The 25,157-nt window shown below is 70.1% G+C and carries 24 protein-coding genes and 1 riboswitch; of the genes, 15 read left to right on the plus strand and 9 right to left on the minus strand.

The annotated features are described in order from the left end of the window. Window positions 1-114: 114 nt before the first annotated feature. Complete coding sequence (locus AA23TX_RS03025) at window positions 115-399, minus strand: 4a-hydroxytetrahydrobiopterin dehydratase (protein ID WP_155541063.1); 285 nt, start codon at window positions 397-399, stop codon at window positions 115-117. Window positions 400-431: 32 nt separating this feature from the next. Beyond that, window positions 432-540, plus strand: a riboswitch (TPP riboswitch). A 21-nt stretch (window positions 541-561) separates the two neighbouring features. Here AA23TX_RS03025 and AA23TX_RS03030 point away from each other — a divergent pair. The 3 genes from AA23TX_RS03030 (at window position 562) to AA23TX_RS03040 (ending at window position 4,276) form a co-directional block, all read left to right on the plus strand. After that, window positions 562-1,611 (plus strand): thiamine ABC transporter substrate-binding protein, encoded by a 1,050-nt coding sequence (locus tag AA23TX_RS03030; protein WP_196425165.1) that lies wholly within the window; start codon window positions 562-564, stop codon window positions 1,609-1,611. A 68-nt stretch (window positions 1,612-1,679) separates the two neighbouring features. Further along, window positions 1,680-3,236: an ABC transporter permease gene (locus AA23TX_RS03035; RefSeq protein ID WP_155544221.1), complete on the plus strand. Its 1,557-nt coding sequence runs from the start codon at window positions 1,680-1,682 to the stop codon at window positions 3,234-3,236. After that, complete coding sequence (locus tag AA23TX_RS03040) at window positions 3,236-4,276, plus strand: ABC transporter ATP-binding protein (protein WP_155541064.1); 1,041 nt, start codon at window positions 3,236-3,238, stop codon at window positions 4,274-4,276. The genes AA23TX_RS03035 and AA23TX_RS03040 overlap by 1 nt, the downstream gene beginning before the upstream one ends. Here AA23TX_RS03040 and AA23TX_RS03045 read toward each other — a convergent pair. The 4 genes from AA23TX_RS03045 to AA23TX_RS03060 are packed head-to-tail and all read right to left on the minus strand — an operon-like array spanning window position 4,240 to window position 7,490. Next, window positions 4,240-4,491, minus strand: coding sequence for a hypothetical protein (locus AA23TX_RS03045; protein ID WP_155541065.1), 252 nt, complete (start codon window positions 4,489-4,491; stop codon window positions 4,240-4,242). The two genes, AA23TX_RS03040 and AA23TX_RS03045, sit on opposite strands and share 37 nt — an antisense overlap. Window positions 4,492-4,549: 58 nt before the next feature. After that, a complete protein-coding gene (locus tag AA23TX_RS03050; protein WP_155541066.1) occupies window positions 4,550-5,425 on the minus strand; it encodes an ABC transporter permease in 876 nt (291 codons plus the stop codon). Continuing rightward, complete coding sequence (locus AA23TX_RS03055; RefSeq protein WP_155541067.1) at window positions 5,422-6,396, minus strand: ABC transporter ATP-binding protein; 975 nt, start codon at window positions 6,394-6,396, stop codon at window positions 5,422-5,424. Before AA23TX_RS03055 ends, AA23TX_RS03050 begins: the two co-directional genes overlap by 4 nt. Then, a complete protein-coding gene (locus tag AA23TX_RS03060) occupies window positions 6,393-7,490 on the minus strand; it encodes a LolA family protein (protein ID WP_155541068.1) in 1,098 nt (365 codons plus the stop codon). The genes AA23TX_RS03055 and AA23TX_RS03060 overlap by 4 nt, the downstream gene beginning before the upstream one ends. A gap of 148 nt (window positions 7,491-7,638) precedes the next feature. Between AA23TX_RS03060 and AA23TX_RS03065 the strand changes: the two genes are divergently transcribed. The 3 genes from AA23TX_RS03065 (at window position 7,639) to AA23TX_RS03075 (ending at window position 10,185) form a co-directional block, all read left to right on the plus strand. Further along, window positions 7,639-8,355: a response regulator transcription factor gene (locus AA23TX_RS03065; protein WP_196425166.1), complete on the plus strand. Its 717-nt coding sequence runs from the start codon at window positions 7,639-7,641 to the stop codon at window positions 8,353-8,355. Next, the gene (locus AA23TX_RS03070; protein ID WP_155541069.1) at window positions 8,352-9,683 is read left to right on the plus strand and encodes a sensor histidine kinase; all 1,332 of its coding nucleotides are present in this window, start codon (window positions 8,352-8,354) and stop codon (window positions 9,681-9,683) included. Before AA23TX_RS03065 ends, AA23TX_RS03070 begins: the two co-directional genes overlap by 4 nt. A 112-nt stretch (window positions 9,684-9,795) precedes the next feature. Beyond that, complete coding sequence (locus tag AA23TX_RS03075; protein ID WP_155541070.1) at window positions 9,796-10,185, plus strand: NUDIX domain-containing protein; 390 nt, start codon at window positions 9,796-9,798, stop codon at window positions 10,183-10,185. On the opposite strand, the gene trpS is transcribed toward AA23TX_RS03075, so the two are convergent. Continuing rightward, window positions 10,178-11,143: a tryptophan--tRNA ligase gene (gene trpS, locus AA23TX_RS03080; protein ID WP_155541071.1), complete on the minus strand. Its 966-nt coding sequence runs from the start codon at window positions 11,141-11,143 to the stop codon at window positions 10,178-10,180. The genes AA23TX_RS03075 and trpS overlap by 8 nt on opposite strands. Before the next feature lie 212 nt (window positions 11,144-11,355). Here trpS and AA23TX_RS03085 point away from each other — a divergent pair, with 212 nt between their 5' ends. Further along, window positions 11,356-11,655: a YciI family protein gene (locus AA23TX_RS03085; protein WP_155541072.1), complete on the plus strand. Its 300-nt coding sequence runs from the start codon at window positions 11,356-11,358 to the stop codon at window positions 11,653-11,655. On the opposite strand, the gene AA23TX_RS49515 is transcribed toward AA23TX_RS03085, so the two are convergent. Continuing rightward, the gene (locus AA23TX_RS49515) at window positions 11,656-11,805 is read right to left on the minus strand and encodes a hypothetical protein (protein ID WP_020641186.1); all 150 of its coding nucleotides are present in this window, start codon (window positions 11,803-11,805) and stop codon (window positions 11,656-11,658) included. It abuts the gene before it with no gap. A gap of 194 nt (window positions 11,806-11,999) precedes the next feature. On the opposite strand from AA23TX_RS49515, the gene typA reads away from it, so the two are divergent. The 5 genes from typA to AA23TX_RS03110 all read left to right on the plus strand — a co-directional run bounded on the left by typA (window position 12,000) and on the right by AA23TX_RS03110 (window position 20,268). Further along, window positions 12,000-13,925, plus strand: a complete 1,926-nt coding sequence (gene typA, locus AA23TX_RS03090; RefSeq protein ID WP_155541073.1) for a translational GTPase TypA — start codon at window positions 12,000-12,002, stop codon at window positions 13,923-13,925. Between the two features lie 384 nt (window positions 13,926-14,309). Then, window positions 14,310-16,046: an ABC transporter family substrate-binding protein gene (locus tag AA23TX_RS03095; protein WP_155541074.1), complete on the plus strand. Its 1,737-nt coding sequence runs from the start codon at window positions 14,310-14,312 to the stop codon at window positions 16,044-16,046. A gap of 285 nt (window positions 16,047-16,331) precedes the next feature. Then, window positions 16,332-18,143, plus strand: a complete 1,812-nt coding sequence (locus AA23TX_RS03100; RefSeq protein ID WP_196425167.1) for an ABC transporter family substrate-binding protein — start codon at window positions 16,332-16,334, stop codon at window positions 18,141-18,143. A 186-nt stretch (window positions 18,144-18,329) separates the two neighbouring features. Continuing rightward, a complete protein-coding gene (locus tag AA23TX_RS03105) occupies window positions 18,330-19,346 on the plus strand; it encodes an ABC transporter permease (protein ID WP_155541076.1) in 1,017 nt (338 codons plus the stop codon). After that, the gene (locus AA23TX_RS03110) at window positions 19,339-20,268 is read left to right on the plus strand and encodes an ABC transporter permease (RefSeq protein WP_155541077.1); all 930 of its coding nucleotides are present in this window, start codon (window positions 19,339-19,341) and stop codon (window positions 20,266-20,268) included. The genes AA23TX_RS03105 and AA23TX_RS03110 overlap by 8 nt, the downstream gene beginning before the upstream one ends. 137 nt (window positions 20,269-20,405) lie before the next feature. On the opposite strand, the gene AA23TX_RS03115 is transcribed toward AA23TX_RS03110, so the two are convergent. Continuing rightward, on the minus strand, window positions 20,406-22,187 hold the full coding sequence (locus AA23TX_RS03115) for an ABC transporter ATP-binding protein (protein ID WP_196425168.1): 1,782 nt from the start codon (window positions 22,185-22,187) through the stop codon (window positions 20,406-20,408). A gap of 113 nt (window positions 22,188-22,300) precedes the next feature. Between AA23TX_RS03115 and mshB the strand changes: the two genes are divergently transcribed. The 3 genes from mshB to AA23TX_RS03130 are packed head-to-tail and all read left to right on the plus strand — an operon-like array spanning window position 22,301 to window position 24,304. Then, window positions 22,301-23,143, plus strand: a complete 843-nt coding sequence (mshB, locus tag AA23TX_RS03120) for an N-acetyl-1-D-myo-inositol-2-amino-2-deoxy-alpha-D-glucopyranoside deacetylase (RefSeq protein ID WP_155541078.1) — start codon at window positions 22,301-22,303, stop codon at window positions 23,141-23,143. Continuing rightward, window positions 23,140-23,532, plus strand: a complete 393-nt coding sequence (locus AA23TX_RS03125) for a hypothetical protein (RefSeq protein ID WP_155541079.1) — start codon at window positions 23,140-23,142, stop codon at window positions 23,530-23,532. The genes mshB and AA23TX_RS03125 overlap by 4 nt, the downstream gene beginning before the upstream one ends. Next, on the plus strand, window positions 23,525-24,304 hold the full coding sequence (locus tag AA23TX_RS03130; RefSeq protein ID WP_155541080.1) for a hypothetical protein: 780 nt from the start codon (window positions 23,525-23,527) through the stop codon (window positions 24,302-24,304). Before AA23TX_RS03125 ends, AA23TX_RS03130 begins: the two co-directional genes overlap by 8 nt. A 26-nt stretch (window positions 24,305-24,330) precedes the next feature. On the opposite strand, the gene AA23TX_RS03135 is transcribed toward AA23TX_RS03130, so the two are convergent. Continuing rightward, entirely contained in the window at window positions 24,331-25,092 is a 762-nt protein-coding gene (locus AA23TX_RS03135; protein ID WP_155544224.1) for a site-2 protease family protein, read from the minus strand. Window positions 25,093-25,157 lie beyond the last annotated feature (65 nt).

Consider the following 25,157-nt stretch of genomic DNA (forward strand, 5'->3'; position numbering starts at 1 on the left):
TCGCGAATGCCGCCGTGCCGACCACGATCGCCTGCGTCATAACCGTCTCTCCTAGCAAAGTCGTTTACCGAGAGACGTCGAAACCGCAGAAAAGTGCACTCAGCGTAACCAGGATCACAGAGAAGAAAGCACCTCGTCGATCTCGGCCGCCAGCGAGAAGTCCTTCTCCGTCAAGCCGCCCGCCGAATGCGTCGAGAGCCGGAACGTCAGCGTGCGCCAGCGGATGTCGATGTCGGGGTGGTGGTCGGCCGCCTCGGCCAGCACCGCGACGCGGTCCACCACCTCGATCGCCTGCGGGAAGCTCGCCAGCTCCACCTCGCGGGAGATGACCTTCCCGGACCTGGTCCAGTCCGCGCTCAAGCGTTCGTCAGCCTCGGAGTCGCTCAAGATTTCCGTCATGTCTCCATCGTCCTGCGTCCTGGACTACGCTGCACGGTTGCCACGGGAGTCCGGTCGAGCCGGGCTGAGAGGCGGGGTCACCCGCGACCGTTCGCACCTGACCGGATCATGCCGGCGAAGGGAGGGCTTTCCCTCCTCGTCCGGTGAAGTGCAGGAGGGTAGATGAAAAGCAGGGCTGTGCGCGCCGCGACGGCCATCGCCGCCGTCAGCGCCGTCGCCGCTGGGTGCTCGCTGTCGGACGGTGACGGTGGCACGCAGCAGACGCCCACCGTCACCCTCGTGACGCACGACTCCTTCCTGGCTCCGCAGGAGGTGCTCGACGCCTTCCAGAAGCAGTCGGGCATCAAGGTCTCCGTGCTGAAGCAGGGCGACGCCGGCTCGCTGACCAACAAGCTCGTGCTGACGAAGGCCAACCCGATCGGCGACGTCGCGTACGGCGTCGACTCGACCTTCGCTTCGCGCGCGCTCAAGGAAGGCGTCTTCGAGCCATACACCAGCCCGGAGGCCGATCGTGGGCCGCAGCGCTACGCCGTCGACCCCGAGCACCGGCTGTCCGCCGTCGACGTCGGTGACGTGTGCGTCAACGTCGACACGAACTACTTCACGAGCAAGGGCATCCCGGCGCCGGCGTCGTACGACGACCTGGCCGACCCGAAGTACAAGGACCTGCTGGTCGCCGAGGACCCGGCGACGGCCTCGCCCGGCCTCGCGTTCCTCCTCGGCACCATCGCGAAGTACGGCGAGTCCGGCTGGAAGGACTACTGGACGAAGCTGAAGGCCAACGGCGTCAAGGTGGTCAGCGGCTGGGAAGAGGCCTACACCAAGGACTTCTCCGGCTCGTCCGGCAAGGGACCGCGGCCGATCGTCGTCTCGTACGCGTCTTCGCCGGCCGCGGAGGTCGGCGACGACGGCAAGCCGCGCACCAAGGCACTGCTCGACACCTGCTACCGGCAGGTCGAGTACGCCGGGGTGCTGGCGAACGGCAAGCAGGCCGAGAACGCGCGCAAGGTCGTCGACTTCCTGCTCTCCCAGCAGTTCCAGGCGACGGTCGCGGCCAACATGTACGTCTACCCGGCGCGCCAGGGCGTCGACCTGCCCGCGGGCTGGGCGCAGGTCGCGCCGCTGCCGCAGAAGCCGCAGGCGCTGACGGCGGACCAGGTCCAGGCCGGGCGCGAGAAGTGGATCGGCGAATGGCGCTCGCTCGTGCAGTGACACCCCGGAAAGCACCAGTCCTGGCCCCGCCGCGGACCGCCCGCGGGCTCGGCCTGGCGCTGCTCGGGCTGGCTCCGATCGGGTTCCTGGTGGTGTTCTTCGCGTGGCCGGTGCTGGCGATCATCGGCCGCGGGTTCGCCGACGGCGGCCTCGACGTCGTCCTCGGTGACGCGCGGACGTGGCAGCTGGCCGGCTTCACCGTGGCGAGCGCGGCGGCGTCGACGCTGGTGGCGATCGTCGCCGGGCTGCCGGTGGCGTTCCTGCTCGCGCGGGTGAAGCTGCCCGGCGCCGGCCTCGCGCGGACGCTGGTGCTGGTGCCGTTCGTGCTGCCGACCGTCGTCGTCGGCCTGGCGTTCCGGGCGCTGTGGCCGGACGGCGGGGTGCTGCCGATCGTGCTGGCCAACGCCTTCTTCAACGTCGCCGTCGTCGCGCGGACCGTCGCCGGGCTCTGGGCGCGGCTGGATTCGCGCACGACCGACGCCGCCCGCGCGCTGGGCGCGTCCCCGTGGCGGGCGTTCCGCTCGGTGACGCTGCCCGCGCTGGCGCCGGCGATCGCGTCCGCGGCGGCTGTGGTGTTCCTGTTCTGCGCCACCAGCTTCGGCGTCGTCCTCATCCTCGGCGGCGCGAAGTACCGGACGCTGGAGACCGAGATCTACCTGCGGACGGTCGACCTGCTCGATCTCTCGGGCGCGGCGGCGCTTTCGCTGATCCAGTTCGCGGCCGTGGTCGCCGCGCTCGTGCTCGGCGGGCTGGCGCGGCGGCGCAAGGACGGCGCCCGGATCGGCGCCGCGAAAACACGACGTCCTCGCGGCGGAGAATGGCCGGTGGTCGGCGCCGCGGGCGTCGTGCTGGCCCTGCTGCTGACGCCGATCGTCGCGCTGCTCGTCGAATCGGTGTCCACTCCCGACGGCTGGAGCTTCGCCGGTTATCGAGCGTTAACGAGCACCGGGGAGAAGGGTGCGCTGCAGGTTTCCGGCTGGGACGCGGCGCTGAACTCGCTGAAGGTGGCCATCGACGCGACGCTGCTCGCGATGGTCGTCGGCGTGCTCGCGTCCGTGGTGCTGGTGGCGCTGCGGCGCTCGCCCGCGAAAGCCGCGCGCGGCCTCGGCGAGACCATGGACGCTGTGCTGATGCTGCCGCTCGGGGTGTCCGCGGTGACCGTCGGGTTCGGTTACCTGGTCACGCTCGACGCGCTGCCCGGCGACCTCCGGACGTCGCCTTACCTTGTACCACTGGCCCAGGCGCTGGTGATCATCCCGCTGATCGTGCGGATGGTGCTGCCGGTGCTGCGCTCGGTCGATGTCCGATTGCGGCAGGCCGCGTCGACGCTCGGCGCGAGCCCGCTGCGGGTGTGGCGCGAGATCGACCTGCCGCTGACGCTGCGGCCGCTGGTCGCGGCGGCCGGGTTCGGGTTCGTCGTGGCGCTCGGCGAGTTCGGCGCGACGAGCTTCCTCGCGCGGCCGACGGCGCCGACGCTGCCGGTCGCGATCGCGTCGTTGATGGGACGCCCCGGGGAGCTGAACAACCAGATGGCGTACGCGGCGTGCGCGCTGTTGATGCTCGTGACAGTGCTGGCGGTCGCGCTGATCGACCGGTTGGGACGCGGCCGGGTGGGAGAGTTCTGATGGCGCTTTCGGTGCGGGACCTGACCGTCCACTACGGATCGTTCGCGGCGGTCCGCGACGTCCGCCTGGAAATCGCCGACGGCGAAGTGCTGGCGCTGCTCGGCCCGTCGGGCTCGGGGAAGTCGACGCTGCTGCGCGCGATCACCGGGCTCGAGCCGTCGGCGCGCGGCTCGGTGAGCTGGGACGGCGACGACCTCGGCGCGGTGCCGGTGCACCGGCGCGGGTTCGGTCTGGTGTTCCAGGACGGGCAGCTGTTCGGCCACCGCGACGTCGCCGCGAACATCGCGTTCGGCCTGCGGATGCACGGCGTACCGCGGTCTTCGTGGGGTGCGCGGGTCGCCGAGCTGCTGGCGCTGGTGGGCCTCTCCGGCTTCGAACGGCGGCGCGTCACGGAGCTGTCCGGCGGGCAGGCCCAGCGGGTGGCGCTGGCCCGGGCGCTGGCGCCGAAGCCGCGGCTGCTGCTGCTCGACGAGCCACTGTCCGGTTTGGACGCGGGGTTGCGCGAGCAGCTGGCGATCGACCTGGCGGACCTGTTGCGGCGCAGCAAGATCACGGCGTTGCTGGTGACGCACGACCAGGAGGAGGCGTTCACGCTGGCCGACCGGGTCGCGGTGCTGGACGCGGGCGAGGTCCGCCAGGAGGGCGCGGTCCGCCGGGTGTGGCGCAACCCCGCGGACGACGATGTGGCCCGCTTCCTCGGCGTGACGACGTTCGCGGACGGTGTCGTCGCGGGCGGCGTGGCGCACACGACGCTGGGTGACGTCGCTCTGCCGGACGTCGTGGACGGGCCGGTGCGACTGGGACTGCGGCCGCACGCGCTGCGGGTGGCCGCCGAAGGCGTGCCGGGCGAAGTGGTGGCGGCCGTGCACCGGCGCGAGCACGTGCGGCTGGTGGTGAAGCTGGCGGAGTCCACTGTGGACGCGATCGCCCCGGCGGCGTCGGACCTGCGGGCGGGGGACGCGGTGAAGCTGGAGTTCGACCCGGACGGCGTCGCGCTGGTCGGTCAGCTGTCGAACTCGGACTTGCGCCGGGCCAGGTAAGCGGGCCAGTCGGCGTTGGCCGCGATCACGTCGTCGATCGACAACTTGATGACCGCGCACCCCGACAGCGAACAGGCGCGCGGCGACGACGCGTCGATCAGCGAGATGCCACCGATCTCGTCGCCGTCATCGATGTACGTGCAGAGCACCGGGTGGAAGGAACAGTCCTCGTAGATGTCCCCCGGGCGGATCTCGCCGGGCTGATCCGTGGTCATGGCGTGAGTATGCCGGTGTCCCCGGACCGAGTCGAAAGACCTGGCCCGGGGACGAACCTCAGCCGTCGCGGGTGGACAGCCGGGCGTACGCCAGCGACAGCCCGATCACGATGTAGCACGCCGCCCGCAAGGCTCCCTCGCCCAGCATCTGCGTGCCCATCGGGTCCTGCAGGACCTCCGCCGGGGCCATCGACCAGTCCTTCGTCAGCAGGAACGGGTGCAGCCAGTCCAGCGACGTCAGGAACCCCAGGATCGTGAACACGATGTCGGCCGCCAGGACCGACGCCACCACCAGCATCGGGTGCTCGGTCCAGCTGGAGATCGCCAGCGCCACCGCGCCGACCGCCCACAGCTGCAGCACCACCCAGCCCGCCATCAGCAGGATCCGGGCCAGCGCGCCGCCCAGGGTCAGCGTCGTGCCGGACAGCGTGAACAGCGAGTCCGTGCCGTTGATGATCAGCCCGGTCACCACGCCCGTCACGCACATCGCCAGCACCGAGACCACCGACACCGTCGCGACGCCGAACGCCTTGACCGCCAGCAACCGGCCTCGGCCGACCGGGGCGATCAGCCAGCCGCGCAGGGTGCCGTGGGCCGTCTCGCCCGCGATCGCGTCCGCGCCCGCCATCGCGGATGCCAGCGGCAGGAGCAGGGCCAGCGACATCACGACCGCCGCGATCGGGAGGACGAACGCGTTGTTGACCGCGGACGCCAGCAACGCGCCGCCGCCCTCGTCCGGGCCGCCGCCCTGCGCGTTGTCGCTCACCAGCGTCAGGCCGATGCCGATGATCACCGGGATCAGCGCCAGTAGCCCGAGCACGGCCAACGTGCGCGGCCGCCGGAAGATCCAGCGCAGCTCCGCGGCCAGCAGGCGCGGCAGCGGCACCGTGTCGTGGCCCGTGCGGGCCGCCGGTGCTTCGAGGACCGCCGTCATTCCGATCCCTCCGTCAGCCGTGCGAACAGGTCTTCCAACCCGGTGCGGGCCCGCGTCGCCTCGTGGACCGCGACCCCCGCGCCCACCAGGACCTGCAGCACCCGCGGTGCTTCCGCCGCCGTGAGGTCGGCGCGGACGCCGTCCGGCGTGAGCCGGGCACCGATCCGGTTCTCCCGCAGCACTTCCACCGCCTGCTCGGCGTCGGGCGTGCGGACCAGCAGGGCCGCGTTCCCGGACTCCAGCAGCTCCGCCAGCTCGCCCTGCGCGACGACGTTGCCGGCCTGCAGCACGGCGACGTGCGTGCACGTCGCCTCCACTTCGGCCAGCAGGTGCGACGACACCAGCACGGTGACCCCGTCGGCGTGCAGCTCGGCGACGATCCTGCGGATCTCCCTGGTACCCGCAGGATCGAGGCCGTTGGTCGGCTCGTCGAGCACGACCATCTTCCGCGGCACGAGCAACGCCGAAGCGAGCCCGAGCCGCTGCTTCATGCCGAGCGAATAGCCCTTGTAGCGCCGGCGCGCCGCGACGGTCAGCCCGACGCGCTCGAGCGCCGAATCCACCGCGAGGGGGATCCCGCCCGCGGCCAGCCGGGGTTCGGCCGCGGCGAAGCGCAGCAGGTTGTCGCGCCCGGACAGGAACGGGTGGAAGCCCGGCCCCTCGACCAGCGCGCCGACGTCCGGCAGCGCGTGCGCGGCGGATTCGGGCATCTTGCGCCCGAGCAGCTCGACCTCGCCCTCGGTCGGCCGGACCAGGCCGAGCAGCATCCGGATGGTGGTCGTCTTGCCCGAACCGTTCGGCCCGAGCATCCCCACGACCGCGCCCTCGGGGATGTCGAGGTCGACGTGGTCCACCGCGACCGTGCCGCGGTAGACCTTGCGCAGTCCCCGGGTGCGCGCCGCCAGGGGAACCGCCGGGGCGGACGCCTCCGCAGAGACGTCCGCCCCGGACTCGACAGTCGTGCTGGTCACTTCTGACCCAGCGCTTCGTACAGGACCTGCTCCGGCACCGCGCCGGCGGCGAAGCGGCCGTCGTCGGTCAGCACCGCGCTGCCCACCTTCGTGGTGACGAGGTAGCCGCTGCCCCAGGTGCCGCTGACCTTCTTGGCGAAGCGCTCGAGCAGTGCCTTCGGGTCGGCGTTGCCGCCCCGGCCCTCACGGCCGGCCTGCTGCTTCGGCGCCGCGTTCAGCGCGTCCGCCGGGACCTTGCCCGTGATGACGGTGTCCCAGCCGTCGCCGACGACCTTGGTGTCCTGCTTGGCCTGCTCGGCGAGGTCCTTGTGCTGCTGGTCGACCGTCGGTGTCTTCTCCTGCACCTTGGCGCCCTTCGGCGGGGTGAAGGTGAAGAGGTCGGCCGGCTGCTGCGTGAACTGGATCTCGCTGAACGCGACCTCGAGCGCCGGCGTCGACGTGCCGTTGCTCAGCACCGACACCCGCAGCGGCATCCGCGTCTGCGAGTCGACCGCGACGCGGATCTCGCGCAGCAGCGTCCGCTCGCCCGGCTTCGGCGTCAGGACCAGCTCGTAGGCCGGGCGGTCGGCGACCGTCGCGGTGCCGTCGACCGACACCGTGCTGCTCTCGCGGACCTTCGCGAGCAGTTCGGTCGAAGCCGCGACCGGGTCGGCCAGCTTCTCGCTGCCCGCGCCCTTCTGCTTGGCGACGTCGGCCGGGATCGTCACCTTCGTCGCGGTGTTCGTCTTGGAGCTGTAGTCCCAGACGGTCGTGCCGTCGTGGACCACGGTCTCCTGGCTGGCCCCCTGCGTGGCGGCCAGGCGGCTCTTGCCCGCGCCGTCGCTGAAGATGTGCGCCGAGTCGATGTTCAGCGCCGACGCCCCCGGCAGCGCGTTCCCCACCGACGGCAGCCCCAGGTCGTTGCTGACCTTGACCGTGCCGTCGAACGCGCCCGGCTTCGCCGTCATGACCGACTGCACCAGGTCCTCCGCGCTCACCTGCGGCAGCGCCGGCTTGTCGTCGGCGCTGGCCGGCATCGCGATGAACGCGAGCCCGCCCGCACCGAGCGCGGTGCCGACGACCGCGGCCGTGATGCCCTTCGTCTTCGGTTTCATGCGTCTCTCCCTGTGGTGTTCCCGAGCCCGAGTGTGCCCGGCTCCCTGGCTCCGACGCTTCCCTCTCGAGACTGAGATACCCCTGAAGGTTCTCCCTCTCCGGCTGAGATCGTGCTGAGAGATCCCACGCGACCTGCGCGAACCGGCCATGATGAACCTCGTGAAACCTCGGGTGCTGGTGGTCGACGACGAACCGGGCGTGCGGAAGGCACTGCAGCGCGGGCTGCGCGCGGAGGACATGGACGTGGTCACCGCCGCGGACGGCCCCACCGGGCTGCAGCTGGCGAGCACGGGGTCCTTCGACGTCATCCTGCTCGACATCATGCTGCCGGGACTGTCCGGTTATCGCGTGCTGGAGAGGTTGCGCAAGGACGGCGTCACGACGCCCGTGCTGCTCGTCTCGGCCAAGGACGGCGAGGTCGACCAGGCCGACGGCCTCGACCTCGGCGCCGACGGCTACCTCGTCAAGCCGTTCTCCTTCGTCGTGCTGGTCGCGCAGGTCCGCGCGACCCTGCGCCGCGCCGGTCCGGAGGCCGGGCGGGGGACGCTGCGCCTCGGTGCGCTGGCGGTCGACCGCGGGCTGCGGCAGGTGCACTGGAACGGCGAGGAGGTCGGGCTGAGCCCGCGCGAGTTCGCGCTGCTCGAGGTGCTCGTCGGCCGCGCCGGGACGGTCGTCACCAAGGACGAGCTGCTGCGCGCGGTCTGGGGCGAGGAGCAGGCCGTGACGCGCAACCTCGTCGAGGTGTACGTCGGATACGTACGACGTAAGTTGGACGCGGTCGGCGCCGGCGCGCTGCTGCGGACCGTGCGCGGGCACGGCTACCTCGCGTCCGACGCGCAGCTCGACCAGGTCATCACCCCGTGATCTCGTGGTGGCGGGGCCGGTCCCTGCAGGTCAGGATCACCTTGCTGGCCGCGATGATCACCTTGGCCTGCCTGCTCGGGCTGGCCGCGCTCGCCGCGTCGAACCTCTCGCCGCTGCTCATCGGCTCGGTCGACCGCGAGCTGTCGGCCGCTCTCGGGCCCGCGAGCGCCGAAGTGAGCGCCGGGCGCCCGCTCTCCGGCGCGGCGCCGGTGACGCTGCGGGTGCTGGACACCGCGGGCGCGCCGGTGGACGGCGGCACCCCGACCGGCCTTACGTTGTACGACATCTCGACGCTCAAGGCCGGGCAGCCGGTCCAGCGCGACGGCGCGCGGTACCTCGGCACGGTCGTGAGCGCGCCCGACGGGTCGCAACGGCTGGTCGTGGCGGGCGCGGGCCTGGTCGGGTTCTCCGCGGCGGTGCACTACGGCGGCGTCTGGCTGGTGGTCGTCGCCTCGATCGGGGCGCTGGTGGCGGGGCTCGCGACGTGGCTGGTGGTGCGGCTGTCGCTGCGCCCGGTGGCGCGGATGCGGGGTTCGGTGCGCGCGTTGCCGCCGGGAGCGCGGCTGGCGCTGCCGGACTCCCACGACGAGCTGCGCGCGCTGGCGGAGGAGTTCAACGCGCTGCTGGAGCGGCAGGAGCAGGCCAGTGACCGGCTCCGGCGGTTCACCGGCGACGCGGCGCACGAGCTGCGGTCGCCGGTCGCCTCGATCCGGGTGCAGGCCGAGGTGGCGGTGACGAACCCGGATCCGGAGCTGTCCCAGGAGACGCTGTCGGACATCTTGACTGAGGCCGAGCGGCTGTCGTCGCTGCTGGACGGGCTGTTGTCGCTGGCCAGGTCGGACGCGGGGGAGGTGCCGCCCGCGGAGCCGGTCGAGCTGGTGAGCGAGGTCCGCGCGGCGGTCGCGCGGCTGCCGGCGGGGGCGCCGGAGACGCGGGTGAGCAATGCGGTCGCGCAGGCGTGGGCGTCGTCCGCGCACGCCGAGGTGGAGCTGGTGCTGGACAACCTGCTGCGCAACGCGTGCCGCTACGCGCGCGGCGAGATCGTGGTGTCGGTGCTGGCGTCGAGGTCGTCGGTCCGGGTGGTGGTCGACGACGACGGCCCGGGCATCCCGCCGGAGCACCGCGAGAAGGTGTTCGACCGCTTCTACCGGATCGCGGACGACCGGGCCCGGTCGTCCGGTGGGACGGGGCTGGGGCTGGCGATGGTGGCGGAGACGGTCCGGCGGCGCGGCGGCCGGGTGCAGGTGGGGGAGTCTCCGGACGGCGGGGCGCGGTTCGTCGTCGTCTGGCGCGCGGCCGCGGGTGAGGACGGCGGTTCACGCGGCTGAAGCTGCCCCGGTGCTTCTTACGTCGTAAGACGCCTTACGTAGTAAGTCGGGTTTTACGCTGTAAGGCTGCGGGTCCGCCCGGCAGGAGGGCTTCCGGGTAGATTCCGGGGCTGTGAACGGTGTGATCGTGGGTGCCGCCCTGGTGCGGGACGGGAAGCTGCTCGCCCAGCAGCGGGCCTGGCCGCCGAAGCACGCGGGGCAGTGGGAACTGCCCGGTGGCCGGGTCGAGGAAGGCGAGTCCGAGGCCTTCGCGCTGGCCCGCGAGTGCAGCGAGGAGCTGGACGTCGTCATCGAGGTGGGCGCGCGCGTCGGGGAGGACGTGCCGCTGCCCGGTGAGAAGGTCCTCCGCATCTACGCCGCGACGCTCGTTTCGCCCGGCGAAGAGCCGCGCGCCGTCGAGCACCGAGCCGTGCGCTGGCTCGGGCTCGACGACCTCGACGGCCTCGACTGGCTGCCCGCCGACCGGATCCTGCTCCCGGCCCTGCGCGCGCTGCTCAGTTAGCGCCGATCATCCGCAGCGCCGCGTCGAGCCGGTGCGAGCCGCGCTCCCGGGCCCGCTCCGCGCCCGCCTTGCGGACCCGGTCCAGCTCCGCGACGTCGTCGAGCAGCGTTAACGCTCGTTCACGCAGGGGCCGCAGCTCCTCGATCACGGCGTCCGCGACGGCGTCCTTCACCGCTCCGTACGACGAGAACTCCGCCGCCAGGTCGGTCGGCGCGCCACCCCGGCACGCGGCCAGGATCTCCAGCAGGTTCGCCATTCCCGGCCGGGTCTCCGGGTCGTGCGCCGGGACCGTTTCGCCGTCGGTGACCGCGCGGCGGATCTTGCGGCGGATCTGGTCGGGCTCGTCGAGCGCGAACACCACACCCACCGCGTCCCGGGTCGACTTGGACATCTTGCGCGCCGGGTCGGCCAGGTCCTTGACGCGCGCCCCCGCGGGCGGGAGCACCGCCCGGGGGACGGTGAACACGTCACCGTAGGTGCCGTTGAACCGCTTGGCCAGCGTCCGCGTCAGCTCGACGTGCTGGCGCTGGTCCTCGCCGACCGGCACCTCGTCCGCGCCCTGCAGCAGGATGTCCGCGGCCATCAGCGCCGGGTAGGTCAGCAGCGACAGCCGCACGCCGGCCTGGCCCTTGGACTTCTCCTTGAACTGGATCATCCGCGCGGCCTCGCCGTAGTTGCAGGTGCACTCCAGGACCCAGGTCAGCGCACCCAGCTCGCGGGCCAGGTCGGACTGGACGAACACCCGCTCCGGGTCGATGCCGGCGGCGATCAGCACGGCGAGCTGCTCGCTCGCCAAGGATCGGAGTTTCGCCGGGTTGTGCGGGGTCGTCATGCCGTGCAGGTCGGCGACGAAGTACAGGTCGTCCACGCCGCCCTCGCGAGCCCAGCGGCGCACGGCGCCGAGGTAGTTGCCCAGGTGGACGTGACCGGAGGGCGTGATGCCGGAGAGCTTGCTCATGGTCTTCCTTTCCGAGGGGACCACCCCGGAAAAGGCATGAAAAAGGCCGCCCGTCCGGGGCGGCCGCTGGTGATCAGCGCAGGACTAGACGGCCGCCTGGGGCGGCCACCAGCTGGACGTCTGCGCGTGCATGCGGCGAGCTTAGCCGATGTCCGTCACCACTCGGTATCGTCCGGACGCGGGAACGCGCGAGCGGGTCTACCGTCTTAACCATGTATGTCGTCCTGCTGAACTACACGGCTCCCATCGAGGACATCGACCTGGCGCTCCCGGACCACGCCGAGTGGCTGAACAGGCAGTACGAGCACGGCCACTTCCTGGCGTCCGGGCGGCGGAACCCGCGCATCGGCGGCGTCATCATCACGCGCCCGCTGAACCGCGGGAAGCTCGACGCCATCCTGGCGTCCGACCCCTTCTGCGTGCGGCACCTCGCCCAGTACGAGGTCATCGAGTTCTCGCCGACCAAGACCGCTCCGGAGCTGCGCTTGCTCAACGAAGCGATCACGCACTAGCTAGGCGGCGAGGTCCAGCTTCGCCTTCTTCAGCGCCAGCACCGGGCACTTCTTGCAGCGCGGCTTCGACCGGCAGCACTTCTTCTTGACCTTGCCGGCCTTCATCAGCTTGCGCACGACCTTCCGCGGGTCGTCCGGCTTTTTGCCCACGCGCACGCACCTTCCGAATCGGCGACGTTCACCGGGTTTCCACGTTAGGTCAGGCTAACCGACGTGGGGGCGTGGGGCCGCTCACAAAGGGGTGGCAGGTATCCTGGGTGAGGTCCGCGTGTGACCAGAGCCGGTCACGGGATGCCTGACGGGCTTACGCGGCCATCCAACCCTTGAAGTTCAGGAGTTCTCGCGTGCCCGCAGCCAGCGCTACCGTCGAAACCGGCCGGCCGACCGGTAAGACCCGGCCCGACCTGCGCAACGTCGCGATCGTCGCCCACGTCGACCACGGCAAGACCACCCTCGTGGACGCGATGCTGCGCCAGTCCGGCGCCTTCGCCGAGCGGGCCGAGCTCGTCGACCGGGTCATGGACTCGGGCGAGCTCGAGCGCGAAAAGGGCATCACGATCCTCGCGAAGAACACCTCGATCCACCGCCAGACGCCCGAGGGCCAGGTGACGATCAACGTCATCGACACCCCCGGCCACGCCGACTTCGGCGGTGAGGTCGAGCGCGGCCTGGCCATGGTCGACGGCGTCGTCCTGCTGGTCGACGCGTCCGAGGGCCCGCTCCCGCAGACCCGTTTCGTACTGCGTAAGACGCTCGAAGCCGGCCTGCCGGTGATCCTGCTGGTCAACAAGACCGACCGCCCGGACGCGCGGATCGCCGAGGTCGTCGAGGAGACCCACGACCTGCTGCTCGAGCTGGCCAGCGACATCGAGAACGCCGACCACGACGCGATCCTCGACCTCCCGGTCGTCTACGCCTCCGCGCGCGCCGGCAAGGCGAGCCTGGAGCAGCCCGCCGACGGCGAGATCCCCGAGAGCGAGAACCTCGACCCGCTGTTCGAGACGCTGCTCCGGCACGTGCCGCCGCCCGCCGCCGACCTCGACGCGCCGCTGCAGGCGCTCGTCACCAACCTCGACGCGTCGAACTTCCTCGGCCGCATCGCGCTGATCCGCATCCACGCCGGCAAGCTCCGCAAGGGCCAGACCGTCGCCTGGATGCGCGAAGACGGCACGACGCAGAACGTCCGCATCTCCGAGCTGCTGGTCACCGAGGCGCTCACCCGCGTCCCGGCGACCGAGGCCAGCGCCGGCGAGCTCGTCGCCATCGCCGGCATCCCGGAGATCACCATCGGCGACACCCTCGCCGACTCCGAGACGCCGGTGGCGCTGCCCCGGATCACCGTCGACGAGCCCGCGATCTCGATGACCATCGGTGTCAACACCTCGCCGCTGGCCGGGCGCAACGGCGGCGACAAGGTCACCGCGCGGCTGGTCAAGGCCCGCCTGGACCAGGAGCTGATCGGTAACGTCAGCATCCGCGTCCTGCCGACCGAGCGCCCCGACACCTGGGAGGTCCAGGGCCGTGGCGAGCTGGCGCTGGCGATCCTCGTCGAGCAGATGCGGCGCGAGGGCTTCGAGCTGACCGTCGGCAAGCCGCAGGTGGTGCTGCGCACGATCGACGGCAAGCTGCACGAGCCGTTCGAGCGCCTCTACATCGACTCGCCGGAGGAGCACCTCGGCGCGATCACCCAGCTCCTGGCCGCGCGCAAGGGCCGCATGGAAGACATGAGCGGCAACGGCACCGGCCGGATCAAGCTGGAGTACGTGCTCCCGTCGCGCGGCCTGATCAGCTTCCGCACCGACTTCCTCACCGAGACCCGCGGCACCGGCATCGCGAACCACGTGTTCGAGGGCTACTTCCCGTGGGCCGGCGAGATCCGCACCCGGCACAGCGGCTCCTTGGTCGCCGACCGGACCGGCCCGGTCACCGCGTACGCGATGATCCAGCTGGCCGACCGCGGCACCTTCTTCGTCGAGCCGGGCGCCGAGGTGTACGAGGGCATGGTCGTGGGCGAGAACCCGCGCTTCGAGGACCTCGACATCAACATCACCAAGGAGAAGAAGCTGACGAACATGCGTCAGTCCTCCGCCGACGTGATGGAGACGCTGGCCCGCCCGCGCAAGATGGGCCTGGAAGAGGCGCTGGAGTTCTGCTCCGTCGACGAGTGCGTCGAGGTCGCGCCCGAGGTCGTCCGGGTCCGCAAGGTCACCCTGGACATCAACACCCGGGCGAAGGAGCGTTCGCGCGCGAAGAGCCGCGACAACAGCTGAATCAGCAGAAAATCGCGTAAAAACCTCCCGGCGTACCACGCCGGGAGGTTTTTGCATTGCGAGCCCGTCACCCTGGGTGGACAATAGACCGACGCGAAGTCACGAATTCCGCTGTTCTTCTCCTTATATCTTTATAGGGGTTTTCGTGGATTCGACGCCTGGTGTTCACCACCGGGTCGAACCCGTCTCGTGTCCGGGGCGTGTTCGTTCCGCCGTTCCGGAACGGTCCGGGAACCCGGACGGTGCGCCGCGCGTCTTTTTCGATAGCGGCACCAAGCGGCGCCGCGCCCGGCCGATCCGGGTACGGGAATCCCGGTTCCGGCCGCGGACGCGGCCGTGGGAGCATGGCTGACCCGATCGGGGAGATTCTGGGAGGAACGGGGCGTGCGGGTGAATCGCAAGGCGGTGCCGGTACTGGCACTCGCGGCCGTGCTGGTCACCTCCTGCTCGAACACCCCGCCGCCGCCGGTGGTGTCCTCGTCGGTCCCGCCCCCGCCGACCACCGGGAAGACGCCGTCGCAGATCGTCGTCGGGGTCGACGACGTGCTCGGCGGGTACAACCCGCACAACCTGGCCGACTCCTCGCAGGTGACCTCCGCGCTGTCGCAGCTGCTGCTGCCCTCGGTGTTCCGCCAGAAGGACGACGGCAGCACCCAGCTCGACAAGAACCTCATGAAGTCCGCCGAGGTGGTCTCCCAGCAGCCGTTCGTGGTCGCCTACGAGATCCGCCCGGACGCGTCCTGGTCCGACGGCGCGCCCATCGCCGCCGAGGACTTCGACTACCTGCGCACCCAGATGCGCGACCAGCCCGGCGTGATCGGGCCGGCCGGCTACCGGCAGATCACCGACCTGCAGTCCCGCGAAGGCGGCAAGCGCGTCGAGGTCACCTTCGCGAAGCCCTACCCGGGCTGGCAGACGCTGTTCTCGGACCTGCTGCCCGCCCACCTGCTGAAGGACGCGCCCGACGGCTGGCGCGGGGCCCTGGCCTCGAACTTCCCGGCCATCGCCGGCCCGTTCTCGATCAAGAGCCTCGACACCGCCCGCGGCGAGGTGATCCTCGAGCGCAACGAGCGCTACTGGGAGAAGCCCGCGGCGATCGACCGGATCGTGCTGCGCCGCTCGGACCAGAACACGCTGCTGGCCGCGTTGCGCAGCGGCAACGACCAGTTCGCGCTGGCCAGGACCACCGGCGACGAGCTCAAGCTGCTCGGCGAGCTCGGCCCGGCCGTGCAGCTGCACACTGTGGCCCGGCCGCTGGTCGCCGACGTGCTGCTGCGGCCGGTCAGCGCGACGCTGCACGACACGCAGGTCCGCGCCGGGATCGCCGCACTGATCGACCGGGCCAAGCTGGTCACCGAAGGCGTCAACGGTGGCCCGTCGTCGCAGCTGCACGCCGACGCGCAGGTGACGGCGCCGTCGGTGAAGGGGTACACGGCGACCATCCCGCCCGGCCCGCCCACCGCCCCCGACATGGCCAAGGCGGAGGAGTCGCTGAAGGCGGCCGGCTACGCCAAGACCGCGGGCACCTGGCGCAAGAACGGCAAGGCGCTCTCGCTGGTGATCGCCTCGCCCGGCACCCAGGAGCCGTACGCGACGATCGCCAAGGAGCTCACCAGCCAGCTGTCCGCGCAGGGCATCGAGGTCAACGCGATCACGCCACAGCCGCGCGACCTGTTCAGCGGCCTGCTCGCGATGCCGGTCACCGGCGGGATCCAGCAGCCGACCGGCGACTCGGCGGGCAGCGTCGGTGTCGACATCGCGGTCGTGCCGCAGGCGGTCGGCGGCGACACGGCCTCGGTGCTCGCGTCGACCTTCGGCTGCCGCCCCGAACAGACGGCAGCGGGGACGGACCCGGCGAAGCCCGTCGTTCCGGGCAATTCGGCGGGGTTCTGCGACCCGGCACTGCAGCCGTCGATCGACGCGGCGCTGTCCGGGGCGACCCCGGTCACCGAGGCCCTGACCACTCTTGAGCCTGAACTTTGGCGCCAGAACGTGGTGATCCCGCTGTTCCAATTGGCTGACACCCTGGCGATCGGTTCGGGCATCTCGGGCGTAACCCCGGGTCCTCCGATGGTGGGCCCGTTCGGGTCCGCCGTGAACTGGACTCGCGGCCCGAAGTAATCGCGCGACTACGCATTCAGTACTACCGGGTGATCTTGACGCACGCCTTCGAGTGGGACTCGGTGAATCCGTGAGGTAACCGTCGTATTTCTGGATGTCCACTGGAAGTCACCCTTTGGTCACGATCGACCCTGAACTGGTGACTGTCGGTACTTTTCCTTTCTAGCGTGCACCCGCAGTGCGCCAGTTGAGTGTCGCTTGGCGTGTCGTAGGCTCCGGCACCAAACCGGAGCGGTGTGGGTCCTTGTCACAATTCAAGGGCTCAGTGCTAGGAGGGCACACTTCATGAGGAGAACCAAAGCAGTCTCCGCCTTGTCGCTCGTCGCAGGCGCCTCGCTGCTGCTGAGCGCCTGCAGCGGTGGCGACTCGGGCTCGGGCAGCACCGACCAGAACGGATCGTCGACCGACGTCAAGTCGATGGCGGTCGGCAAGGCCGAGCAGGGTGACACGTTCAAGCTCGCGGACGTCAAGGGCTGGGACGGCACGGTCACGGTCGGGATCGACGACGGGTACTCCGGGTACAACAACAACACCCCGGACACCAACAGCTCGTACAACACCTACATCTTGACCGCCGTGCTCGAAGACGCGTTCGTCCTCGACGGCAACAACAAGATCCTGCTCAACAAGGACATTCTCGACTCGGTCGACGTGACCTCCAAGGACCCGCAGGTCGTCACGTACAAGATCAAGCCGAACCTGAAGTGGTCGGACGACGCCCCCTTCGACTGCAAGGACTTCTACCTGGCCTGGCTCGCCCAGAGCGGGCAGGCGAAGGGCGCGGAGGGCAAGAACCCGTTCGACGCGGCCTCGACCACCGGCTACGACAAGATCAAGACGGCCACCTGCAAGGACAACCTGACCCTCGAGACGGACTTCAGCGAGCCGTACCTCGACTACAAGGGCCTGTTCAGCGGGGTTCAGCTCCTGCCGGCGCACATCCTCGAGCAGAAGACCGGCATCGCGGACATCACCAAGCTCGCGCCGACCGGTGACCCGGCCCAGCTGTCCAAGGCCGGCGACTTCTGGACGAACAAGTGGAAGGGCTTCGACAAGTCGATCATGCCGGCCTCGGGCCCGTACATGATCGACTCGTTCGACGCGAACCAGAAGTCCGTCACGCTGGTGAAGAACCCGAAGTGGGCGGGCGGCAAGGGCGGCCCGGCCAAGCTCGTGGTCCGCGCCATGGAAGACACCAAGGCCATGGCGACCGCGCTGCAGAACGGTGAGATCGACGTCGCGGCGTCGACCCAGCCGGACGCCACCGCGGCGGCCACGATGAAGGGCCTCGCGGCGCAGGGCGTGACCTACGGGTCGGCCTCGCAGCTGACCTACGAGCACCTGGACCTGCAGTTCAACCGCATGTTCAAGGACGACGCGCTCCGCAAGGCGTTCTTCGAGGTGGTCGACCGCAAGGCGATCACCGACAAGCTGCTCAAGGAAGTCCAGGCCGACGCGGCTCCGCTGAACTCGATCGTGTTCTTCCAGGGTGAAGAGGGCTACACCGACCTCTACGGCAGCAAGGCCGGACTGGGTGCCGAGGCCGCGGCCAAGACCCTGACCGACGCCGGCTGGGTCAAGGGTGGCGACGGCATCTTCGCCAAGGGTGGCCAGCGGGCCTCGTTCAAGATCACGCACAACCAGAACGCCCGCCGCAGCCAGACCGTCGAGATCATCATCTCGCAGGCCAAGGCGGCCGGTATCGAGGTCAAGGACGAGACCGACGCCAACTTCCTCAAGGGCGGCCGCGTCTCGACCGGTGACTACGACATCGCGCTGTTCGGCTGGTCCTCCCCGCCGTTCAAGTCGCAGTCGCGTTCGATCTACGTCTGCCCGAACGCCGGTGGTGACCAGAACTACCAGAACCTCTGCGACCCGAAGATCGACGAGGCGTTCAAGACCGCGGTCGGCGCGACCGACGAGCAGGTCAAGCTGCAGAGCTACCAGGCAGCCGACAAGGCCATCGCGGACAAGTACGCGACGCTCCCGCTGTTCCAGACGCCGAGCATGTGGGCGTTCAAGGGCATTGACCGCGCGTACATGCAGTCCTACAACGGTGTCCTGTGGAACGTCGGCGAGTGGGAGCAGAAGAAGTAGGGCTCGTCCCGCCTCTTCGTTTCCCTCGCTCCAGATGACCTGGGAGGTACCGGGGTCCGGCCACGAGCCGGGCCCCGGTACCCACCGGAAGTAGCTGTTGACCGTAGGGTTACCCCCATTACGGTAGACAACCGGGCGGCGGTCCAGCGCACTTCTGACGACCAGGCCCGGATGAGGAGCAGTTCGTTGAACCTGGTGATCTATATCCTTCGCCGTCTGGCGATATCGATTCCCGTCCTCCTGGTCGGGACCTTTTTGTCGTTCGTGATGGTCGCCGCCACCGGTGACCCGCTCGGCGAGCTTCGGCACAACCCGAACATCAGCAAGGCAGCCCTGGACTCCCTCTCCCACAAGCTGGGCCTGGACCAGGGCGTCGTGCCGCGCTACTTCAGCTGGCTCGGGGACTTCCTGTCGGGTGACTGGGGCACGTCGATCGCGCAGGGCAACGCGCTCCAGCCGGTCGCGCCCAAGGTGATGGCGGCCTTCGGCGTCACGTTCAAGCTGGTCGTCGGAGCCGAGATCCTCGCGCTGATCATCGGCATCATCGTCGGCGTGCTCGCCGCGGTGAAGCAGTACTCGATCATCGACTACCTCGCCACCACGCTCGCCTTCCTGCTGTTCTCGATGCCCATCTTCTGCATCGCGATCGTGCTGAAGAACTACGCCATCGAGATCAACGGGTGGGTGCGCGACCTCGGCCTGCAGGACGTCCTCGGCAATCCATGGCTACGCACGACCAGCCCGGAACAGCTGAAAACGGACGGCGTCGGGGACTTCATCACGAGCACGATCGGTGCCTACCTGCTCCCGACGCTGTCGATCATGGCGATCAGCTTCGCCGCGTACAGCCGGTTCCAGCGGGCCTCGATGCTCGAGGTGATGAACTCGGACTACGTGCGCACCGCGCGGGCCAAGGGCCTCGCGAACGGCCGGGTCATCTTCCGGCACGCGTTCCGCAACGCCCTGATCCCCGTGACGACGCTGTTCTCGGTGAACTTCGGGTCGGTGCTCGCCGGCGCGATCATCACCGAAACGGTGTTCAACTGGCACGGTATGGGCACGTTGCTGGTGGAAGCCGTCAACAAGAACGACACTCAGGTGATGATGGGCTGGCTCGTGGTCATCGCCACCAGCGTGATCGTCGCCAACCTGATCGCCGACCTGGTGTACGGCATCCTGGACCCGAGGATTCGCGTTGGCTGACTTGAACTCCCTTCTCGCGAGCGAAGCCGCGACCAAGGACGGCACCCTCCCGCCGGAAGCGCTGCCCGAACCCCGGAGCCAGGGCAAGCTGGTGCTCCGGAAGTTCCTGCACCACAAGCTGGCGATGGCGTCGACCGCGGTGCTGGTGCTGATCATCGTGCTCAGCATCCTGCTGCCGCTGTTCTGGAAGCACAGCTACGAGGACAGCTCCTTCCCGTCCTTCGCGAAGCCGAGCGGCGACTTCCCGCTGGGCACCACGCAGGTCGGCAAGGACATGGTGTCGCAGATCCTGCGCGGTACCCAGTTCTCGCTGCTGATCGCCCTCACGGTGTCGATCCTGTCGACCGTCGTCGGCGTCGTGCTCGGCGCACTGGCGGGCTACCTGCGCCGGTTCACCGACTCGGCGGTCTCGCGGGTGACGGACCTGTTCCTGATCATCCCGCAGATCGCCGCGGCGGCCATCCTGGCGAAGGTGTTCGGGAGCGGCTCCTGGTACATCGTCGCGCTGGTGCTGGCGTCGTTCGGCTGGATGCAGATCGCCCGGATCACCCGCGCCGAAGCGATGTCGCTGTCCCAGCGCGAGTTCGTCGACGCGGCTCGCGCTTCGGGCGCCGGCACGTTCCGGATCATCTTCAAGCACCTGGTGCCGAACATGGTCGGCAGCATCACGGTCAACGCGACCCTCGCGGTCGCCCAGGCCGTGCTGGCGGAAGCCGCGCTGTCGTTCATCGGCCTCGGTGTCCAGCTGCCGGACACCTCGCTCGGCCGCGTCATCCTGGAGAACTACGCCCAGCTGCAGACGCGGCCGGCGCTGTTCTTCGGGCCGTTCATCGTGCTCGTGCTGATTTCACTGACGATCAACTTCATCGGTGACGGTCTTCGCGACGCCTTCGACCCGCGACAGCGGAGGATGAAGGCCTGACCGCCTGAACGCGTGAAGCGGGGGTGACCGGTTTCCGGTCACCCCCGCTTCCGTTTCACGCCGGGCCCCCTGCCAAGCCCGTGAACGACGGAAGGCCGCCACCCGAAGGGGTGGCGGCCTTCCGTGCGTTCAGAGCCTCAGTCGGCCACGGGGGCCAGCTTGCCGGCCTCCCAGGCCGCGCGGCGCTCCGCCTGCAGTACCGGGTCCGCGACCGGCGCCGCCGACAGCAGGCGGCGCGTGTAGTCCTGCTGCGGCGAGTGCAGCACCTGGTCGCGCGTGCCGATCTCGACGAGCTTGCCGTGCTGCATCACCGCGACGCGGTCGGCGAGCAGGTCGACCACCGCCAGGTCGTGGCTGATGAACAGGCACGCGAACTGCAGCGACTGCTGCAGGTCGAGGAACAGGTCCAGCACGCGGGCCTGCACCGAGACGTCCAGCGCCGACGTCGGCTCGTCCGCGATGAGCAGCGCCGGGTCCAGGGACAGCGCCCGGGCGATCGCCACGCGCTGGCGCTGGCCGCCGGAAAGCTCGTGCGGGTAGCGGTTCATGTAGTGCCCGCCCAGCTCGACCTTGTCGAGCAGCGAGCGCACGCGGGCCGACAGCTCCTTGCCGCCGAGCACCTTGTGCAGCACCATCGGCTCGGCGATCGACTCGCCGATCGTCATCTTCGGGTCCAGCGTGGACGCCGGGTCCTGGAACACGATCGAGAAGTACCGGCGAAGCGGGCGAAGCTCCTTCGCCGACATCTTCGTGATGTCCTTGCCGGCGATCGCGACGGTGCCCTCGGTGGCCTGGAGCAGGCCGACGGCGCAGCGGCCGACGGTCGTCTTGCCCGAGCCGGACTCGCCCACCAGGCCGACGATCTCGCCCTTGGCGATGGACAGCGAGACGTCGTCGACCGCGCGGTTCTTGCCCTGGCCGCGGCGGCCGGGGTACTCGAGCACCAGGTTCTTGATTTCGAGGGCCGGCGCGGCCTCCTCGATCACGGCCTCCAGCTCGGCGTCGGCCAGCCGGATCTCCTCGGCGATCTTGGCCGCCTCGGTGCTGTCGGAGGCGATCCCGGCGTCGTCGAGCAGGCGGCGCCCCTCGGGACGCTGGCCGAGCACCGGCACCGCGGCCAGCAGCCGCCGGGTGTAGTCCTCCTTCGGCGACGCGAACAGCTCGCGCGACGGGGCCTCTTCGACGATCTCGCCCTGGTACATCACGATGACGCGGTCGGCCATGTCGGCGACGACGCCCATGTCGTGGGTGATCAGCACGATCGCCGTGTCGAGGGTGTCGCGCAGCTTGCGCAGCAGGCCGAGGATCTCCGCCTGCACCGTGACGTCGAGCGCGGTGGTCGGCTCGTCGGCGATGATCACCTTCGGGTCGCAGGAGATCGCCATGGCGATGACGACGCGCTGGCGCAGACCGCCCGAGAGCTGGTGCGGGTACTGCTTGAACCGCAGCTCGGGGTTCGGGATGCCGACCATGTCCAGCAGCTCGACCGCGCGCTTGTCCGCGGCGGCCTTGGAGATGTCCAGGTGCGAGCGCAGGGCCTCGCGCAGCTGCCAGCCGACCGTGTAGACCGGGTTCAGCGCCGTCATCGGCTCCTGGAAGATCATCGCGACCTGGTTGCCGCGGATCTTCTGCATTTCCTTCTCTTTGAGATCCGCCAGGTTGCGCTCGCCGAGGCGCAGCTCGCCGGCGATCCGGCTGGTCTTGGGCAGCAGGCCCAGCACCGACATCGACGTGACGGACTTGCCGGAGCCGGACTCCCCGACCACGGCGACGATCTCGCCGGGCTGCACGTCGAAACCGATGCCCTTGACGGCGTCCACGACGCCGTCCTCGGTCTGGAACGACACGCTCAGGTCGGAGATCGACAGAACGGATCCGGACACGCCGGCGACGTCCGCCGAAGTTGCTTCAGTGCTCACCAAGATGCCCTTCGTGGGGGTACAGACGATCGCGACGCGGCGGTCGCGACTCGCGCGAGGATAACCGAGGGTGTCCCCGACGAAGGTCGGAGCACGGGAATTACGCTCAACCCGTGATCTCCCCGGTACCGCGCAGGCTGCTGCTCGTCCACGCCCATCCCGACGACGAGAGCATCACCACCGGCGCCACGATCGCACGATACGCCGCCGAAGGCGCCGAAGTGACGGTCGTGACCTGCACGCTCGGTGAAGAGGGCGAGATCATGGCCGGCCTGCCCGAGCTGGCCGGGCTGGGCGCCTGGGCGGCCGACCAGCTGGGCGGCTACCGCGTCGCCGAGCTGAAGGCCGCGTGCGCCGCGCTGGGGGTGTCACGACATCGTTATCTGGGCGGCATCGGCCGGTGGCGCGATTCGGGCATGGCGGGCACGCCGTCGGCCGCGCACCCGCGGGCGTTCACCGGCGGGAGCGCCGACGAGCAGGCGGCGCAGCTCGCGGAGATCCTCGACGAGGTGCGGCCCCAGGTCGTCGTCACCTACGACTCCTTCGGCGGCTACGGCCACCCCGACCACGTTCGTGCCCACGAGATCACGATGGCGGCGGCGCCGGGCGCGGAGTCGGTGACGAGGGTGTTCCACACGGTCGCGTCGGGTGACGCGGTGCGCGCCGGGCTGGCCGCGCTGCGGCTCGGCGAGACCGAGTACCCCGTACCGCCCGACGACGAGCTGCCGGTGACCCCGGACGAGGAGATCACGACGAAGCTCGACGTCGCCGCGTACGTCCCGGCGAAGCTGGCGGCCCTGCGCGCGCACGCGACGCAGCTGGCCGTGGTCGACGGCGACGTCCCGTACTTCGCGCTGACGAACGGGCTCGCGCAGCCGATCCCGGCGCACGACTCCTTCGTCCTGGCCCACGGCCCGGCCGAAGGCGCGGCGGACGACCTGTTCGGCGGGCTGTGACGGTGCCGGAGCCGCTGACCTGGGAGCAGAGGCTGCTGCTGCTCCTGCTCGCCTTCGACACGGTGCTGCTGGCCGTGCTGGAGCTGTTCTTCCTGCCGCTGCGCGTCGGCGTCGTGCCGCTGCCGGTGACGGTGATCGTCGGAGCCGTCACGACGCCGTGGCTGGTGTCGACGACGGCGAAGCTGGTGCGGCCGGGGCTTTCGTGGGTACCCCTGGCGGTGTGGGTGGTCGTCGTGTTCGGGTTCGGCCTGCTGGGCCCGGGCGGCGACCTGGTGCTGATCCAGGACTGGCGCGCGCTGGTGCTGCTCGGCGCGAGCGCGCTACCGGGCGCGCTGGTGCTCGGCGGCGGGCTGGGCCGGGCCGCGGGAAGGAGTCCGGGACGTGGCTGAGGCGATCTCCGACAAGCAGGTCGTGGCGGTGCTGCGGCCGTTCGTGCGTGCGTGCGGGCCGATGCTCGACGCGCTGCGCGAGTCCGATCCGTTCGGCTTGCAGGCGCGGGAGAAGGAGGACTTGGCCGAGGTCGAGTCCGGGCTCAAGGCGAAGCTGATCCACGGCGTGACGTCGGTGAAGGTGCCCGGCACCGCCGCGTGGGCGCGGATGACGGGCTACGACCGGTCGAGCTGGTGGATGAACCGCGTCGGCCGCTTCACGGCGCTGCTGACGTCGATCCCGGGCCTGGGCGGCGCGCTGGCCGACCGGCTGCCGGTGCAGGACACGCTGGGGGCGGCGTCACAGGGGCTGCTGCTGTGCGCGATCGCGGGCGAGTACGGCGTGACGGACGTCGGGACGCGGGTGCAGCTGATCGCGTCGGTGCTGTTCGAGCGCGAGATCGACGCCGACCTCGCGGCGGGCAGGCACCCGGAGCACGACGAAGCCGCGGAGGCGGACGAAGCGGCGAGACTGACCGAAGAGCTGACGGCGTCGGAGAAGAAGCACGGCAAGGCGACGGTGAAGGCGGCGGCGGGGACGCTGTGGCGCCTCGGGCGCGGGCTGCTCGGGATCACCGAGGAGCTGGAGAAGCGGCCACGCGGGAACTTCTTGCACCGTGCGATCGGCATGTTGCCGGTCGTCGGCGCGGCGGGGGACTACTTCGGCGAGCGATCGGGGCTGCGCGAAGTCTGGAAGCGGGCGCACGTCTGGCTGACCGGGCACCGCGCCTGAGCTCCCGCGCGGTGCCCGGCCCGGCCTCAGTTCCAGAACTGGAACACGCTGAACCCGATCTGCGCACCGTCCACATAGCCCCCGAACGCGCCGAAGATCGAGTACGCGCCCTGCCACAGGGCCGTGTTCGCCGGCTTGAAGAACCACAGGATCGCGAACAGGATGATCGGCGCCCACGGACGGACCTTGGCGCCGAGCTCGCGGGCCTGCGGGGGCAGGTACGGCTCGATCGCGCCCCAGCCGTCGAGGCCCGGGATCGGGAGGATGTTCAAGATGAACGTCACGATCTGCAGCAGCGCCAGGTAGGACATCGCGATCACCAGGCCGCCCGCCATCGGGACCAGCGCGACCACCAGTGCCAGCGCCGCGCCCACCGCGAGATTGCTCAGCGGCCCGGCCAGCGACACCCACGACGACGTCCCGCGCGACCGCAGCGCGCCGCGGTTGATCCAGACCGCGCCGCCCGGGAGCGGGATGCCGCCGATGATCAGGAAGATCAGCGGCAGGATGATCGACAGGACCGGGTCGGTGTACTTCCGCACGTCCAGCGTCAGGTAACCCTTGTGGGCGACGCTGTAGTCACCGCCGCGGTAGGCGACCATCGCGTGGCCGAACTCGTGCAGCGACAGCGACGCCACCCAGCCGGCGGCGACGAAGATCACGACCCCGGCGATGAGCAGCGGGTCGCGGTCGCGGACGAAAACGGTGTTGATGTCACCGAACGCGGCCATCACGCCACCGGCGACGGTGAGCGCGAGGATGCCGAGGAAGACCGGGCTGGGGCGCACTGCTGACTTCTGCACGCTTCCAGTGTTCCGTATGCCCGGTGTGAAGTTACCGGCGTGTCCCCTTG

The organism is Amycolatopsis camponoti (assembly GCF_902497555.1).
In the GTDB taxonomy this organism is placed as follows: Bacteria; Actinomycetota; Actinomycetes; order Mycobacteriales; family Pseudonocardiaceae; genus Amycolatopsis; species Amycolatopsis camponoti.

Coding starts and splice junctions, on each gene's coding strand:
- AA23TX_RS03025 (WP_155541063.1), bottom strand. CDS start 399: ATGACGGAAATCTTGAGCGACTCCGAGGCTGACGAACGCTTGAGCGCG.
- AA23TX_RS03030 (WP_196425165.1), top strand. CDS start 562: ATGAAAAGCAGGGCTGTGCGCGCCGCGACGGCCATCGCCGCCGTCAGC.
- AA23TX_RS03040 (WP_155541064.1), top strand. CDS start 3,236: ATGGCGCTTTCGGTGCGGGACCTGACCGTCCACTACGGATCGTTCGCG.
- AA23TX_RS03045 (WP_155541065.1), bottom strand. CDS start 4,491: ATGACCACGGATCAGCCCGGCGAGATCCGCCCGGGGGACATCTACGAG.
- AA23TX_RS03050 (WP_155541066.1), bottom strand. CDS start 5,425: ATGACGGCGGTCCTCGAAGCACCGGCGGCCCGCACGGGCCACGACACG.
- AA23TX_RS03060 (WP_155541068.1), bottom strand. CDS start 7,490: ATGAAACCGAAGACGAAGGGCATCACGGCCGCGGTCGTCGGCACCGCG.
- AA23TX_RS03065 (WP_196425166.1), top strand. CDS start 7,639: ATGATGAACCTCGTGAAACCTCGGGTGCTGGTGGTCGACGACGAACCG.
- trpS (WP_155541071.1), bottom strand. CDS start 11,143: ATGAGCAAGCTCTCCGGCATCACGCCCTCCGGTCACGTCCACCTGGGC.
- AA23TX_RS03085 (WP_155541072.1), top strand. CDS start 11,356: ATGTATGTCGTCCTGCTGAACTACACGGCTCCCATCGAGGACATCGAC.
- AA23TX_RS03100 (WP_196425167.1), top strand. CDS start 16,332: ATGAGGAGAACCAAAGCAGTCTCCGCCTTGTCGCTCGTCGCAGGCGCC.